Annotated in this window: 9 protein-coding genes; all 9 read left to right on the top strand. The window is 38.6% G+C overall.

Translation table 11 applies throughout. The features are described from left to right. Window positions 1-138: 138 nt before the first annotated feature. The 9 genes from DU508_RS19040 to DU508_RS19000 all read left to right on the top strand — a co-directional run bounded on the left by DU508_RS19040 (window position 139) and on the right by DU508_RS19000 (window position 16539). Window positions 139-3261 carry a SusC/RagA family TonB-linked outer membrane protein gene (locus DU508_RS19040; RefSeq protein WP_115404359.1) on the top strand — a complete coding sequence of 1041 codons (3123 nt, stop codon included), beginning with the start codon at window positions 139-141 and terminating at the stop codon, window positions 3259-3261. A gap of 10 nt (window positions 3262-3271) precedes the next feature. Continuing rightward, window positions 3272-4804: a RagB/SusD family nutrient uptake outer membrane protein gene (locus DU508_RS19035; RefSeq protein WP_115404455.1), complete on the top strand. Its 1533-nt coding sequence runs from the start codon at window positions 3272-3274 to the stop codon at window positions 4802-4804. A gap of 72 nt (window positions 4805-4876) precedes the next feature. Continuing rightward, window positions 4877-6274, top strand: coding sequence for a glycoside hydrolase family 30 protein (locus DU508_RS19030; RefSeq protein ID WP_115404358.1), 1398 nt, complete (start codon window positions 4877-4879; stop codon window positions 6272-6274). 15 nt (window positions 6275-6289) lie between these two features. Next, window positions 6290-9289: a glycosyl hydrolase family 28-related protein gene (locus DU508_RS19025; RefSeq protein ID WP_115404357.1), complete on the top strand. Its 3000-nt coding sequence runs from the start codon at window positions 6290-6292 to the stop codon at window positions 9287-9289. A gap of 59 nt (window positions 9290-9348) precedes the next feature. Continuing rightward, complete coding sequence (locus DU508_RS19020; RefSeq protein WP_115404356.1) at window positions 9349-11100, top strand: cellulase family glycosylhydrolase; 1752 nt, start codon at window positions 9349-9351, stop codon at window positions 11098-11100. A gap of 91 nt (window positions 11101-11191) precedes the next feature. Further along, on the top strand, window positions 11192-12319 hold the full coding sequence (locus DU508_RS19015) for a multiheme c-type cytochrome (RefSeq protein ID WP_158542212.1): 1128 nt from the start codon (window positions 11192-11194) through the stop codon (window positions 12317-12319). A gap of 71 nt (window positions 12320-12390) precedes the next feature. Then, window positions 12391-14715, top strand: a complete 2325-nt coding sequence (locus DU508_RS19010) for a TonB-dependent receptor (RefSeq protein WP_115404354.1) — start codon at window positions 12391-12393, stop codon at window positions 14713-14715. Window positions 14716-14719: 4 nt separating this feature from the next. Then, window positions 14720-15520 carry a DUF4249 domain-containing protein gene (locus tag DU508_RS19005; RefSeq protein WP_115404353.1) on the top strand — a complete coding sequence of 267 codons (801 nt, stop codon included), beginning with the start codon at window positions 14720-14722 and terminating at the stop codon, window positions 15518-15520. 59 nt (window positions 15521-15579) lie between these two features. After that, window positions 15580-16539, top strand: a complete 960-nt coding sequence (locus DU508_RS19000; RefSeq protein WP_115404352.1) for a 2-hydroxyacid dehydrogenase — start codon at window positions 15580-15582, stop codon at window positions 16537-16539. Window positions 16540-16624 lie beyond the last annotated feature (85 nt).

The following is a 16624-nucleotide window of genomic DNA, read 5'->3' as shown; positions in this document are numbered from 1 at the left end:
GATTGAGGGCTTTTGTATGGTTTGTGTAGTAGCAGCAAATTGTGCAATTATTTTCTACCTCTATAGATTTGATTTTAAGATTTGGCCACCAAAACCAAATCATTAAACTAACCAAATATTAACTTAAAACTAATTTCTATGAGAGGAAGATTTACATTCGTATTCTTCGTTTACTGTATCTTGGCATTTCCCTTAGCTTTATTGGCGCAGGATATCACCGTTACAGGAAAGGTAACAGACCAGAAAGATGGTACTCCATTACCTGGTGTTACAGTTAAACTCGATGGTACTACCCGAGCGGCAGCTACAGATCCAAATGGTATTTTTTCTATCCAGGCACCTGTTGGTGGAAAACTTACCGTTAGCTTACTTGGTATGACAACTCAAACGGTAACCATCCCGGCTGGAGGAAGAATTAATGTCTCCTTACTGGCTGACACAAAAGATTTATCCGAAGTTGTTGTTGTGGGGTATGGTACACAAAAGAAAGCCCTGGTAACAGGTTCGATCTCCAGTGTTAAGGCTAAAGACTTGGAGTCGATGCCGATCAACAGGGTGGAGCAGGCTCTGCAGGGAAGAACTTCTGGTTTAACCATTGCATCAAGCAACGGACAACCTGGAACGGGTTCTACCGTAAGGGTAAGGGGTTATACCTCTTTTGCTTCCGGTGGTAACAATGATCCACTTTGGGTGGTGGATGGAGTAATTGTGGATAATGGCGGCATAGGCTACTTAAACCAATCAGATATCGAATCTATTGAGGTTTTAAAGGATGCAGCTTCGCAAGCTATTTATGGCGCCCGGGCAGCTAACGGTGTAATCTTGATTACCACAAAAAAAGGTGCAATTGGTTCGATTAGGATAAATTACAATGTTTTCTATGGTACTTCAGCACCGGCTAAAAAGCTAAATTTGTTAAACGCAACCGATTACGCCATTATTCGAAATGAATCTGCAGTCAATGCAGGATTGCCTGCTCCTTATGCCAACCCGGCTTCCTTCGGACAGGGTACAGATTGGCAGTCGGTTATTTTTGATAACGATTCAAGAAGACAGACACATGAATTCAGTGTGAGTGGCGGTAACGAAAAATTCAATATCTACAGCTCATTTGGCTACATCAAACAAGATGGTATTGTGGCCAGTCCGATTTCAAAGTGGAATCGTGCAAATGTAAGGATCAACTCAACTTACAAGCCGGCAAAGTGGATAACTATTGGTGAAAATCTAGGCTATAGCCATTCCGTTAACAGCGGCTTGGGCAATACCAACAGCGAGTTCGGTGGACCGCTAAGCTCTGCCATAAACTTAGATCCTATCACACCGATAATTGAAACTGATCCTGCAAATATTGCTAGGTCACCTTATACTATCGCTAATACGTTGCGAAATGCAGATGGTTTTCCGTATGGCATTTCGCCAATTGTTGGACAGGAAATGACCAATCCTTTGGCCTATATCCAAACCAGGTTGGGCAATTTTGGCTGGGATCACAATATTGTGGGTAATGTTTATGGAGAAATAGAGCCAATCAAAAACCTAAAATTCAGGTCTAACCTAGGAACAAAGGTGGCTTTTTATGGCCAGGATAGTTATACCCCCTTATTCTATCTGAATTCCTCTTCACAAAATACGAGTAAGAGGTTTTATAGAGAAATGAACACAGTTTTAAATTATCTGTGGGAAAATACGCTGAGTTATTCTTTTAATGCGGGCAAACACCATCCATTTCTGATACTTGGTCATGGCTATTATATGGATAATAATACCAGAAGTTTAAACACAACCTATCAAAACATTATTGCGAATAATTTTTATGAAGCAGGTTTAAATTATGATCCAGGTACGGCCAACAAAACTGTTGGCGGTGGCGAGAGTACAACACACGTGGTTAATTCTGTATTTTTAAGGGCCACTTATGATTACGATGAAAAGTATCTGTTTACTGGTGTGATTAGACGAGACGGCTCTAGTCGCTTTGGTCAAAATTTCCCGTTTGGTTACTTCCCTTCATTTTCATTGGGATGGGTAACCTCAAAAGAAGGGTTTTGGAAAGAGAATGAGATTGTCAATTTCCTAAAATTCCGCGGAGGGTATGGAGTAACTGGTAACGATGCCATTGGAGATTTCAGGTATGTTTCTTTGGTAAGTAGTGGTAGAAATTATACTTTCGGCACTACCGACCAAAGTGTGATTGGCTGGAGCCCCGCAGCATTATCAAATCCTAATTTGAAATGGGAAGAGACCAGGCAAACGAATATTGGTTTCGAAGCGACTTTATTCAATAACTTAACCCTTGTTGCAGAATATTATAAAAAGAAAACGGTTGGCATTTTGCAAACACCTGGTATACCTTTGTATATAGGTGCAGCTGGCGGGCCGGTTCAAAATGTGGGTGATATGCAAAACACGGGTTTTGAGTTTGAGTTAGGGTACAGAAAGCAAATCGGACAGGTTAACTTTGGCCTCAATGGAAACTTGGCCACACTTAAAAATAAGGTCACCAAGCTGCTTCCTGGAAGGGAGTTCATAGAAGATAATGCCCAGAGCTTTCAAAATATGGGCAATTTTACCAGAACAGCTTTAGACAGATCATTTAATGAATATTTCGGCTATCAACGTTTGGGTATTTTCCAAACCCAGGCAGAGGTTGATAGTTATGTGGGACCTGGTGGTGGAAGACTGCAGCCGAGTGCCCGCCCTGGAGATATCAAATTTGCCAACCTGAATGGGGATGATATCATCAATGCATCTGACAGAACTTATCTTGGAAGCCCAATACCCACATTTACCTATGGTTTAACGTTAAACCTGGGCTATAAAAACTTTGATTTGGTGGCATTTGGTAATGGCGTTGGCGGGAATATGATTTTTCAGGGGCTTAGACGTTTGGATGTTACCTTTGCCAACTGGCAAACCAAAATTCTGGACAGATGGACGCCATCTAATACCAGTACCAATGTTCCTCGTGTGGTGCAGAATGATCCAAATAGAAATTACTCTAATTTTTCTGACCTGTATCTGGAAAAAGGTGATTATTTCAGGTTGAAAACTCTTCAGGTAGGTTATAATTTTCCACAAAATATTTCCAAAAAAATCGGGGCTCAAAAAGTACGAGTTTATGTAATGAGTGAAAATTTATGGACTGTTACTGGTTACACGGGTTATGATCCCGAAATCGGCGGTACTGTACTTGGGGTAGACCGTGGTGTTTATCCTCAGGCAAGATCATTTATGGTAGGATTAAATGTTGGATTTTAAATTATTTAAAATGAAAAAGAATTTTTTAAAAGTGTTAATTGCTTTGCTTGCAGTGAATATGTTCAGTTCTTGCAGAAAGCAATTGGATGTAAATCCAAGAGGTAGGATAACGGAAGCTAATTATTATTCCAAACCCTCTGATGCATTAGAGGCACTGATATCGGTTTATGATGTGGTTGGTAACCAATCTGGAGGCTATTTAACCAAGGTTAATATTTTAAGCGCAGCTTGTGATGATCACTATGCCGGAGGAGATTCTCCATCGGACATTGCTGATCTGCAAACCATCAACAATTATACATTAACCTCCACCTCCGGTGCGGCAAGTCATTTATGGAACAAAGGCTTTACTGGTGTTTACAGGGCCAATGTTTTCTTAAGCAAGATAGAGGGAATTACAGGTTTGAACGCAACCACAAAGTCCAGATATGTTGCCGAGGTAAAAGCGCTCCGGGCCTTCTTTTATTTTGATTTGGTAAAATTATTTAAGAACTGTCCATTATTGCTGTTACCTGTTGAGCCCGATAAATTGTTTGATGTAGAACAAGTGCCCGCTGATCAAATTTACGCACAGGTAATCAAAGATCTGACAGAAGCAATGCCTAATCTGCCGGTAACAGTGCCTGCTGCCAGTGAAGGCGGTAGATTGACACAAGGCGCCGCACACGCAATATTGGGAAAAGTATATATGTGGCAACAAAAATGGACTGAGGCTGCAGCCGAATTTGCTTTGGTAAACGGACCATCACCAGGTAATAGCCAATACGGTTACAGGTTGTTGACAAATTATGCAGACCTATGGAACTGGAAGAATAAATTTAATTCAGAGTCTATATTAGAGATTGTTTACAATACAACTTCCAACATGGGTTGGGGCAATGTGGGTAGCGGCGAAGGGAACGTAATGTCTATTTTGGTTGGTCCACGTAATTATGTTCCGGTAATTGCAGCACAAGCACCAGATTATATATCTGGATGGAGTTTTCTACCTTTTACTCAGGAATTTTTCGATCTCATCCATTATGATCCCAGGAATAAGCCAACTGTGGCCAACCTGGATAGTTTGGAGAAAGCAGGTATTGTAACTTATAAACATGCCAATGCCAATACGGGTTATTTCATCGAAAAATATGCCGGCCGGGTTTCTACTAAAGCATCAATCGGTCAGTTGGAATTAAACTTCGGACAAGATATGTACGAGATTCGATTGGCAGACACCTATATGCTGGAAGCTGAAGCTTTATTAAAAAGTGGTGCCGGAGTTGGCGCCGGATCTAAAGCTTATGTGATGTTTAACGCCGTGAGAGCCAGAGTTGGATTGAATCCGCTTCCGGTAACCATGGAAAACATCATGAAGGAGCGCAGACTGGAACTGGCGGCCGAAGGCCACCGTTGGTTCGATTTGGTAAGATGGGGCTTGGCACCGACTGTTTTGGCCTCAAAAGGTTTTATAGCCAATAAAAACGAAATTTTACCCATTCCTCAGCAAGATTTATCAAATACAAAAATTAAACAAAGCAAAGAATGGGGCGGTACGCTCTAATCATAAAAAGGAGGTAGTTTTATACTACCTCCTTTTTACATTCGCATTTCAAAGTTCCATTTATTAATTTTTATGTCTACAAGACTCTTCCATCTTATTTTCGTCTTTGTATGTTGTACACATTACTCATTTGCTCAAAAAGCCGAGTGGTGGTTAACAAATAATGATCGTTCAGCGCTATTCGCTAAACAAGCATCAACCATCTCTTTTAGCAAAATAGCCGCAACTGATCTTCCTGTAATTCTTATTGATGATAAAAAAACATTTCAATCTATTGATGGCTTCGGTTATGCGTTAACAGGTGGAAGCGCACAGCACATCATCAAAATGTCGGCACCAGCAAGAGCTAACTTGTTGAAAGAACTATTTGCCACCGATGGTAATAATATTGGTGTGAGTTATATCCGGTTGAGCATTGGTGCATCTGATCTAAACGAAAAAGTATTTTCTTATAATGATCTTCCAGAGGGAGAAACAGATTTAACACAGGCAAAGTTTGATCTGGGTCCTGATAAAGTTGATGTGATCCCGGTAATGAAGGAAATTCTTGCCATTAACCCTAAAATTAAAATTATGGGTTCGCCGTGGTCTCCTCCATTATGGATGAAAACAAGTTACGATGCCCGTGGTGGCATGTTAAAGCCCGAATATTATGATGCTTATGCAAAATATTTTGTTCGTTATATAGAAGAGATGAAAAAAGAAGGGATTATTATTGATGCAATCACTATTCAAAATGAACCTTTGCATCCCGGTAATAATCCGAGTTTGTTAATGACTGCTCCCGATCAGGCCGATTTTATTAAAAACCACCTTGGCCCGGCATTTGAAAAGTCGAATATCAAAACAAAAATAATTGTTTATGATCACAATGCAGACCGGCCAGATTATCCGATCACTATTTTTGATGACCCTGAAGCAAATAAATATATAGACGGATCTGCTTTTCATCTTTACGGTGGGAAAATTGAAGCCTTAACTGATGTGCATAACGCCCATCCCAATAAAAATATCTACTTCTCTGAGCAAATGGTTGTTGAACAGCCAAATGCGAAAACCATTAATATTATTAATCCGGTAAGGCGTTTGATTATTGGTGCAACCCGAAATTGGAGCAAAAATGTTTTAGAGTGGAACCTGGCAGCCGATCCTGAGAATAAACCTTACACCGATAGGGGCGGTTGTTCCATGTGCCAGGGTGCGGTAACCATTGATCAGGATAATTACAGCAGAAACCTGGCTTATTATTCAATTGCTCATGCCTCTAAATTTGTTCGCCCGGGCGCTGTTCGTATAGCCTCAAATGAACCTGGAGATTTATCGAATGTAGCATTTAAAACAACAGATAAAAAAACGGTCTTGATCGTTGCCAACACGGCTAAGGAAAGTATAACCTTCAACATTCAATTTAATGGCAAAGCAGCAACCGCAACCTTAGCTAAAGGTTCAGTTGGAACATATATCTGGTAACCAAAATAATCTGGAATGAAATTAAAAATCTGGTTGAGCTTCAGCATTTTATTTTTATTAAAAACTCTTGTTTTTGGTGCCGACTATCCCAAAAGTAAGTCGTTTTACAAGCAAAAGTTAAATGACCCCAATGCCACTTATTTTACACCCGAAAATTTCAAAATTACCACCGATGGTAAAACTGATATTTCGGATGAGCTGCAGACCGCTATTAATCAGCTTAAAACAAAAAATAATTTCGGAATTTTATTTATTCCTGAGGGGAAATACCTGATCAGTAAAACAATTTATATCCCGAACGCCATTCGGTTAATTGGTTATGGCAATAACCGTCCCTTGTTTATCCTCGCTAAAAATGCACCAGGTTTTCAGGAACCTGTAGCAACCGACAAAGGAAAATCAAAATATATGTTTTGGTTTACTGGAGGGATTATTCAGGAGGGCCAACCCTTTAGAGATGCAAGTGCAGGTACTTTTTATAGTGCCTTATCTAATGTTGATATTAAGATTGAAAATGGCAATCCTCAGGCTGTGGCGTTAAGAACCCATTATGCCCAGCATAGCTTTATTGCGCATGTAGATATTGATGCGGGCAATGCCAAAGCAGGAATGTTTGAGGTAGGAAATGAAATGGAAGATGTTCGTTTTTTTGGAGGTGATTATGGGATTTATACCACTAAGCCATCTCCGGGTTGGCAGTTTATGATGATTGATACTTATTTCGAAGGTCAAAAAAAATCGGCAATTAAAACCCAGGAGGCCGGGCTTACCATTGTGCGTATGAAAGTTAAAAACGTTCCCTGCGTAATTGATGTCGATTCTAATTATCACGAGAAAATTTTTATAGAAAATAGCCAGTTCGAGAATGTTAAAGGGGCCGCAATTATCACCAGTAACGAAAATAATGCTTTTAACGGAGTTGTACTAAGAAACGTAGATTGCAAAAATGTTCCACTACTGGTTTCTTATAGAATGAGCAAAACGGTAACCAAAGGGGTAAGCAATATATACAAAGTTAAAAATTTCGTATACGGCCTTCAAATAGATGATCTGGGAAAAGAAGCCGGTTATAAAACCAGTCAGGATTTTCAGGTTCTTTCTGCCTTTCCTAAACCGGTAGTAAAAGATATTCCCGACTTCCCTGCTATCCAAACCTGGGTAAACCTAAAAACACTGGGTGCAAAGGGCGATGGAGAAACTGATGATACTAAAGTTATTCAGGAAGCAATTGAGCGGTACGAAAATATATATGTACCTCAAGGCTGGTATAAAGTTTCAGAAACAATTAAACTCAAGAAAAACACCTTTTTAATTGGTTTAAGCCCGATAGCGACTCAATTTATACTGGCCGATAATACGCAGGCTTTTGGCGGGTTTGGTGCACCTAAAGCGTTGATTGAGGCCCCAAAAGATGGATCGAATATCCTAACCGGTATTGGTTTAAATACAGGAGTTTACAATACCAGGGCAGTAGCCTGCAAATGGATGGCCGGAAGCAATTCTTTTATGAATGATGTGAAGTTTATTGGCGGGCATGGCACTATGAATCCTGGTGTTCAGCAAGCCAGAAATCCAAATGCTGGCGGAAACAGACCATCGCAGTCTAACCGGATTTTACAGGGTAAAGATAGCGCCTGGGATTCGCAGTACTGGAGCTTATGGATTACAGATGGCGGCGGCGGGATTTTCAAGAATATCTGGACCGCAAATACTTTTTCCACTTCAGGGCTTTATGTTTCCGATACTTCTACACCTTCCAGTATTTACGCCATGTCTATAGAACATCATGTTCGAAATGAAGTGAGGTTTAACCGTGTGGCAAACTGGAAAATTTATGCTATGCAGTTAGAAGAAGAAAGCAGAGAAAGTTTAGATGTTCTGCCCATGGAAATAGATCATTGCGATAACCTGATCTTTGCCAATTTTTATATGTTCAGGGTAATTAGGGTAAATACGCCAACGGCTTATGGAATAAGAACCTGGAGCTCGAAGAATATTGAATTTTTAAATGTTCATAATTACGCCCAAACAAAATATTCGGCAACGGTTCCGATTTACGACATTAATACTGCAACAGAAGTTAGACCATGGGAATTTACTCGATTATTCATCGGTGCTGAACAAACCAGGAATAAAACGGCAACAAACCAGGTTCCTCAGCTTTTAGTTAAGGGATTTGAATTTGCTGATGGCATTACAAAAGATAGTAAAGGGAATATTTTTTTTAGTGAATCAAGAATGCGCAGAATTTACAAATGGTCTGTCGCGCAGCATGAACTAAGCCTGATTGCTGATTTTCCGTGGGAGCCTCTTTCTCTTTCGGTAGATAAACAGGATAACTTGCTTGTTGTATTCAAATATCTTCCAACGCCCGGCTATTTAGTTAATGGGAAACCCGAAGAGTTTCCGAGTCCCGCTGATGCAAGCGGAACATCTTTTAATGGCTATGGAAATTCTGGTTATGGTGTTTGGGTGTATTCAATTGATCCGGATCAACCCGAAAAATCGATTCAATTGCTGAAAAGAATGGCAATGGGATCAATACAAAAAGTGCACAAAGTACTGTATCCAGCCAACCGGTGGAGAGATTTCCATGATTTTAATCGTGTTGTTTTAAATAAACCCACAGAAATGTTTGTGGCACCCGATGGCGTTACCGTTATCCCGGTTGTTTACGATCTGGCAAGATCAAATTCACTGGTTGAAGGCTTTCCTGGTAAAACGCTATATGCAACTGACGAATATGATAAACGAACAGTTCAGCTTCAGGTAAATGATCAGGGCTATTTATCAGACTTAAAATATTTTGTAGAAAAAGGAGAATTTAACTCTTGCCTGGATCAGGATGGAAATTTGTATGTGGCTGATGGACAAATTTATGTATTTGATCAGTCTGGTAAGCAAATCAATCAAATTAATGTGCCCGAACGACCAGTAAATATTATGTTTGGTGGGCAAGATGGAAAAACACTGTTTATCACTTCACGATCTTCACTTTTTAGCATAAAACCTTAATTAATAATATATTCAACATGATTAATCGATCAATCACACATTCTTTTAAATTTAAAAATATGATTCCTTTAAAAACCTTTATCCTATCTGTTTTTATGTGCTTTTTAGGTTTTGCCGGTTTTGCTCAAGGTTTCCTCAAAGCCAATGGTACAAAAATCGTAAATGAAAAGGGCGAAAACGTTCTGTTGCGGGGTATTGGTTTAGGTGGATGGATGCTACAAGAGGGCTACATGCTGAAAATTAATAAAGAAGCACAGCAATATAGAATTCGTGAAAGAATTGAGGAATTAATCGGGCCAAAACAAACGGAAGAATTTTATAATGCCTGGCTGGCCAATCACACCAGAAAAATTGATGTGGACTCGATGAAACGCTGGGGATTTAATTCCATTCGTTTGCCCATGCATTACAACCTTTATACTTTGCCTGTTGAAAAAGAACCTGTTGCCGGAAAAAATACCTGGCTTGAAAAAGGTTTTGCTTTAACAGATAGTTTACTTTCGTGGTGTAAGGCCAATCAAATGTATCTGATTTTAGATTTACATGCCGCACCTGGCGGACAGGGAAATGATTTGAATATCGCAGATAGAGATCCATCAAAACCTTATTTATGGGATAGTGAGGCCAATCAGCAAAAAACAATTGCCCTTTGGAAAAAATTAGCCGAGCGATATAAAGATGAACCATACATTGGGGCCTATGATATTTTAAATGAACCGAATTATGGTTTTCAAAATCCCACAGAAGATAAAAATGGAACGAAAGAAAAATTGAATGCACCTTTAAGAAAGCTGATGGTGGAAATTACCAAGGCCATTCGTGAGGTCGATCAAAAGCATCTTATCATTATTGAGGGAAATGCATGGGGAAACAATTACAATGGCATTTTCCCCGTTTGGGATAAAAACATGGCGCTTAGCTACCATAAATATTGGAATTACAATACCCAGGAATCAATTGCGCATATCATCAAAGCCAGAGCGGAGCAAAATGTACCGGTTTGGTTGGGCGAAACCGGCGAAAATTCAAACGTTTGGTTTACCGATGCGATTCGGCTTTTTGAAGAAAATAATATTGGTTGGTCATGGTGGCCATTAAAGAAAATTGGTTTCAACAACCCGTTAGAAATTAAATCGAACCCTAATTATGATGCTTTGGTAAAATACCTGAACAATGGTGGAAACAAACCCAAAGACAGCAATGTTTACAGTGGATTGATGGAACTGGCAACTTATTTAAAATTAGAGAATAATATTATCCATCATGATGTAATCGATGCCATGATCCGCCAGCCATTTAGTGAGGAAACTAAGCCTTTTAAACCAAATATAATTGAAAACAATGCGATAATTTATGCTGTAGATTATGATTTGGGTAAAAATAGCAGAGCCTATTTTGATACGGATACAGCTGATTACCATGTTTCAACAGGAAAAAGATCTGCCGGAAACCGTGGAAGAATTTACCGTAATGATGGTGTGGATATTGCAAAGGATTCCACTCAATATGAAAAATATTACGTCAATAATATTGAAAAAGGAGAGTGGTTGCAGTACACTGTAAACGTGGCTAAAAAAGGAAATTACACTTTAAAAATAAATACTGCTGCCAATACCACCGATGGAAAAATTTCAATACAGGTAAATGGAAAAACGATTGTTAAAGCAGTTGCGGTTCCAAATACCGGTAACAATAAAACGTTTATTCCGTTTGAAATTAAAAACATTCCACTCCAATCAGGAGTGCAAAAAATCAGGGTTTTGGCAGATGAAGGTGGATATAATTTTAGTTATATTCAATTCATAAAATAAACTAACCAATTTCTGGATTTTGAAAGGCATAAAACGTATTTTGCTCATTTTGGGTACCATTTCGATGATAATCATCATGCTATCGCGATGCATGAATACGGCTGACCAATTACCAAAGGATATTAGAGGAGAGCAATATACCGGCGCCAAAACGTGTGTAAAATGCCATCAGGATTTATCCCGATCCTATGCCCATAGTCCGCATGGATTAACCTCTATGCCTGTAATTGATCAGGAATTGTTAAAAGTATTTGCGCCCGATTCCAACTCGTTTAATTTCGGTGAACATGAAAAAGTAGTTGTTGAAAAAAGAGATAGCGGTATTTACCAGGTTGCTTATACAGATGGAAAAGAAGTAAGGGCACAACGTTTTGATATTGCTTTCGGATCAGGGGAAAAGGCATTTACCTATGCTTACTGGAAGGGGAAGAAGCTGTATGAATTACCTTTGTCGTATTTTTCGGCCATTAACAATTGGGCAAACAGTCCGGGCTTTCCTAAAAATACCATTTATTACGATAGGGGAATAACAAGCAGGTGTTTGGAATGCCATGCCTCGTATGCAGAGAAAAAACTGACGCAAACATCGGGTATTTCCCTTGATGAAGAAATGGAAAAGGGATCGTTAATTTATGGAATAGATTGTGAACGTTGCCATGGGCCAGGAAAACAGCATGTTGTTTTCCACATGGAGAATCCGGAAGAGAAGAAATCTAAATTTATAACGGTTTATAAAAGTTTAACCCGCAGGCAAAAAATGGATGTCTGCGGTGTTTGTCATTCCGGGAATAATGTTTTACCCCTAAAGTCGGTTTTTGAATTCCAACCGGGCGATAGCCTGGGTGATTATTATGCGCAGGAATTTGTAGGTTTTGGCGGAGGAAACCCCGATATTCATGGCAATCAAACCACTATGTTAATGAGCAGTAGCTGCTATATCAAAAGTGAAACAATGACTTGCCAATCTTGCCACAACACCCATGAAAACGTTAAAGGCAATTTAAGTATCTATTCGCAACGGTGTATGAGTTGCCATAAAACCACTAATCACACAAAAGCTACTTTGGCGAAAGGAATGTTAACCAGTAATTGCATTGATTGCCATATGCCAAAAGAATCATCAAAGTTAATTTCGTTTCAACAGGCTGGTAAAGAACAATTAAGCCCATATATGTTAAGGTCGCACAGAATTGCAGTTTACCCTGCAAACTCCAATTAAAACACATTCAAATAAAAGAGCTTGGATTCGTACATTTGGAAAACCATCTTCAAAATAGGTAGCAGTTCAATATGTCGATAAAACAGTATTTGTTCATTTTCTTTTTATTCTTTTCCAGCTCAGGCGTTTTAGCTCAAAACAAATTTACTTTAAGTGGTACCATTCGCGATGCAAGCTCAGGCGAAACCTTAATTGGCGCAACAATAAAAATCATAGGAACAACCGCTGTAGGAACTCTGACCAACAGCTATGGCTATTTTGCTTTAACACAACCTGAAGGAAATTATACCGTTACCATCAGTTATACCGGTTATTTATCGATTTCAAAAACAATCAACTTAAATAAGGATACCAAACTTAACGAAGAGCTCAAAACAGCAAATGAACTGGCTGAAGTTACAGTTAGCGCAAATAATCGTAAAAACGAGAACGTAAAAAGTGCACAAATGGGTTTAGAAAGGGTCGATATGAAATCCTTAAATTCTATTCCGGTTTTGTTGGGTGAAAAAGATGTTTTAAAAACCATTCAGCTTTTGCCTGGTGTAAAATCAGGAGGTGAAGGTAACACTGGTTTTTACGTGCGTGGAGGCGCTGCAGATCAAAATTTAATTATTTTGGATGAAGCGGTGGTTTATAACTCATCGCACTTATTGGGTTTCTTTTCTACCTTTAATGCTGATGCCATCAAAGATGTAAGCCTTTACAAAGGCGGAATGCCTGCGCAATATGGCGGTCGTTTATCATCCGTTTTAGATGTTAAAATGGATGATGGAAATAACAAAGAGTTTAAGTTTCAAGGGGGGATTGGATTAATTGCCTCACGCCTGAAAGCAGAGGGACCAATTGTGAAAGATAAAGGTTCGTTTATGGTTAGCTTTAGAAGAACTTATATCGATTTGTTTTTAAGGGCATCGCCTGATTCATCGATCAATGGAAGCACCCTTAATTTTTACGATATCAATGCAAAGGCTAACTATAAAATCAATGATAAAAACACTATCTATATTTCTGGTTATTTTGGTAAGGACAACATCGGTGTGAAAGATCTTTTCGAAAATAACTGGGGCAATGTAACGACAACCATCCGTTTAAATCACATTTTTAGCGATCGTTTATTTTCTAATACTTCATTAATTTATAATAATTACAATTACACGGTAAGATTATTAAATGACGTTACTAATTTCAAAGCAACATCTTTGGTTCGTGATTTCAATTTTAAGGAAGATTTTCAATACTTCAGCAATCAACATACATTAAGGTTTGGTTTAAACGCCACGCATCATCGTATTTCTCCAATTGATATTACAACCGATCAGGAATCTCAGGTAAATCCTTTAACACAAGAAAAACGTTATGGTTTGGAAAGTGCAGCTTACATTTCTGATGAATGGGCCGTAACAGAAAAATTGAATTTGCTCTACGGTATCAGGCTGGCTGCATTTTCGCTTTTAGGTCCGGGCAACTTTAGCAGATACGATGCAGCTGGAAATACAATATCAAGGGATAATGTGCCCAGCGGTAAATTTTACAAAAATTATTTCAACCTTGAGCCACGTTTTTCGTTAAGTTATTTGTTCAACGATGAAAATTCTGTAAAGGCATCTTACAACCGCAACACGCAGAATATTCATATTTTAACCAATGCTACATCAAGTTCGCCAACCGATCAGTATGTGTTGAGCAGCAACAACATCAAACCGGAAATTGCAGATCAGATTGCTCTTGGATATTTCAAAAACTTTGATGAGAATAAGTATGAATTTTCTGGTGAGGTTTATTATAAATGGCTGCAAAATCAAATTGATTATAAAAATGCTGCAGAGCTTTTGGCCAATACAAATGTTGAATCAGAATTATTGTATGGTAAGGGAAGAGCTTATGGATTAGAGCTTTTTTTCAAAAAGAAATTTGGCAAATTAAATGGTTGGGTGGGCTATACCTTATCCAGAACAGAAAGAAAATTTGCCGAACTTAACAATGGAAATTACTTTCCCTCAAGGCAGGATCGAACGCATGATTTATCACTTGTAGTGATTTATAATTTGAATAAACGGTGGACTTTCTCATCGAGCTTTATTTATAGCACGGGAAATGCGGTAACTTTTCCGGCAGGTAAATATATTATTAGCGGACAAACCGCTTATTATTATACGCAAAGAAATGCAGGTAGAATGCCTTACAACATGCGCCTGGATCTGAGCGCAACATTAGAAGGAAAGAATACCGGAAAATTCCATTCAAGTTGGAATTTTGGGGTTTACAATGCTTTGGGAAGGAAAAATCCTTACTCAATTGAATTTATAAACGACCCTAATGACCCGAGTAGAACGGTTGCCGAACAAACATCATTATTCGGATTAATTCCATCCATAACCTGGAATTTTAAATTTTAAAATCATGAAAAGACTAATTATATACCTGGCCATTTTAAGTTTTTGCTTTACCGCCTGCAAGAAAATCATTGAAATAGATACAAATAATGCAGAACCACAAATCGTGATAGAAGGAAAAATTACCGACCAGTTTACCGATCAGCAAATTATCATTAGTAAATCGGTTGGTTATGACGAAAAAACTTCATACCCCAAAATTACCGGTGCAACGGTAAAGGTAAGCGATAGCAGGGGTAATAATTATGTGTTTACTGAAAAAGAACCAGGAATTTATACCAGTAGAATGAGAGGGATTTCTGGCGTAACTTATAGTTTAAATGTTTCGGCTGAAGGCAAAACTTTTTCGGCAAGCTCTAAAATGCCGAACCTGGTTAAATTGGATTCAATTGGCGTAGTGATCAATTCCTTTTTTGGTAAGGAACGCAAAACCGCTGCTGCCTATTTAGTAGATCCCGCTAATGAAACCAATTTCTATCATTTTAATTTATATGTGAATAACCTTTTTTCCAGGAGGATATATGTAAATAATGATCGGTTAACCAATGGCAATAGGTTGCGTATTCAACTATTTTATGAATCAGATGATGAGGATGACGATGGATTGAAAACAGGAGACAAGATCAGTATAGAAATGGAGGGGATTGATTCAAACATATTTGATTACTGGTATGCCTTAAGCCAGCATTCTGGCCGTGGACCAAATCAAGGCACTACGCCCGCTAATCCGCCTTCAAATATTTCAAATAATGCGCTGGGTTATTTTAGTGCCCATACCCTTCAACGGAAAAGCGCTACTGTAAAATAAGATTAAGAATAATCTTTTTATTAATAAAAACACCTCTAAATTTTTGCTGTTAATTAATCATGAAAGTATTTATAAGCGGCAACATTGCTCCAATTGCTTTAAAACAATTGGAAGAAAATAATATTTCCATCACACAATGGAAAGAAGACAGACAAATTACCCAGGAAGAACTCATTGAAGCTTGTAAAAATCAGGCTGGATTAGTAAGCGTTGGTCCGAATAAAATTGATTCTGAATTTTTGAACGCATGCAAACATTTAAAAGTTATTGCGCTTCATTCTGTGGGTTTTGATCAGGTTGACGTTGGAGAAGCTAAGAAATTAAAAATTCCAATAGGTAACACACCTGGGGTTTTGAGTGGAGCAACGGCAGATACCGCGTTTCTTTTAATGCTGGCTGTTTCCAGAAAAGCTTTTTATCTCCATAAAAAGATCATTGATGGCAAATGGCAAAACTATGAACCAACGCCAGAATTAGGTATAGAACTTAATGGTAAAACATTGGGCGTATTTGGCCTGGGCAAAATTGGACTGGAAATGGCGAAGAAGTGTATGGCTGCCTATAATATGAAAGTTGTTTATCATAATCGATCGCGAAACGAGGAAGCTGAGCAGGAAATTCAGGCTGAATATGTTTCTTTTAACGAATTGCTGGCACAAAGTGATGTGCTAACAGTTCATACAGCCCTTACTTCAGAAACCACGGGAAAATTTTCAATCGATGTTTTTAAAAAAATGAAACCTGCTTCGATTTTCATTAATACCGCAAGAGGTGGAATTCATAATGAACAAGATTTGATTAGGGCTTTGGAAGAAAAGATAATTTGGGGCGCAGGTTTAGATGTAACCAATCCGGAACCGATGAAGAAAAACAATCCATTATTATATATGGAAAATGTAGCAGTTTTGCCACATATTGGCTCGGCAACGGAAGAAACCAGAGCCGCAATGGCAGAATTGATTGTTGAAAATATCGTAGCCGGGTTGAAAGGAGAAAAAATCCCTTATCCTGTTTATTAAAATTAACGTTTTGGATGTTCTGTATTGATTACAATTGTTTAATTGCTAAATCATTCTTTTAGCAAACTACCTTTTGCTTGGGTTT

The sequence above is a fragment of the Pedobacter chinensis genome (assembly GCF_003339865.1).
In the GTDB taxonomy this organism is placed as follows: domain Bacteria; phylum Bacteroidota; class Bacteroidia; order Sphingobacteriales; family Sphingobacteriaceae; genus Pedobacter; species Pedobacter chinensis.
Note: the sequence above shows the minus strand (reverse complement) of the source record. Positions and strands in the feature narration are given on the sequence as shown.

Coding starts and splice junctions, on each gene's coding strand:
- DU508_RS19010 (WP_115404354.1), top strand. CDS start 12,391: ATGTCGATAAAACAGTATTTGTTCATTTTCTTTTTATTCTTTTCCAGC.
- DU508_RS19020 (WP_115404356.1), top strand. CDS start 9,349: ATGATTCCTTTAAAAACCTTTATCCTATCTGTTTTTATGTGCTTTTTA.
- DU508_RS19040 (WP_115404359.1), top strand. CDS start 139: ATGAGAGGAAGATTTACATTCGTATTCTTCGTTTACTGTATCTTGGCA.
- DU508_RS19025 (WP_115404357.1), top strand. CDS start 6,290: ATGAAATTAAAAATCTGGTTGAGCTTCAGCATTTTATTTTTATTAAAA.
- DU508_RS19015 (WP_158542212.1), top strand. CDS start 11,192: ATGAATACGGCTGACCAATTACCAAAGGATATTAGAGGAGAGCAATAT.
- DU508_RS19005 (WP_115404353.1), top strand. CDS start 14,720: ATGAAAAGACTAATTATATACCTGGCCATTTTAAGTTTTTGCTTTACC.
- DU508_RS19035 (WP_115404455.1), top strand. CDS start 3,272: ATGAAAAAGAATTTTTTAAAAGTGTTAATTGCTTTGCTTGCAGTGAAT.
- DU508_RS19000 (WP_115404352.1), top strand. CDS start 15,580: ATGAAAGTATTTATAAGCGGCAACATTGCTCCAATTGCTTTAAAACAA.
- DU508_RS19030 (WP_115404358.1), top strand. CDS start 4,877: ATGTCTACAAGACTCTTCCATCTTATTTTCGTCTTTGTATGTTGTACA.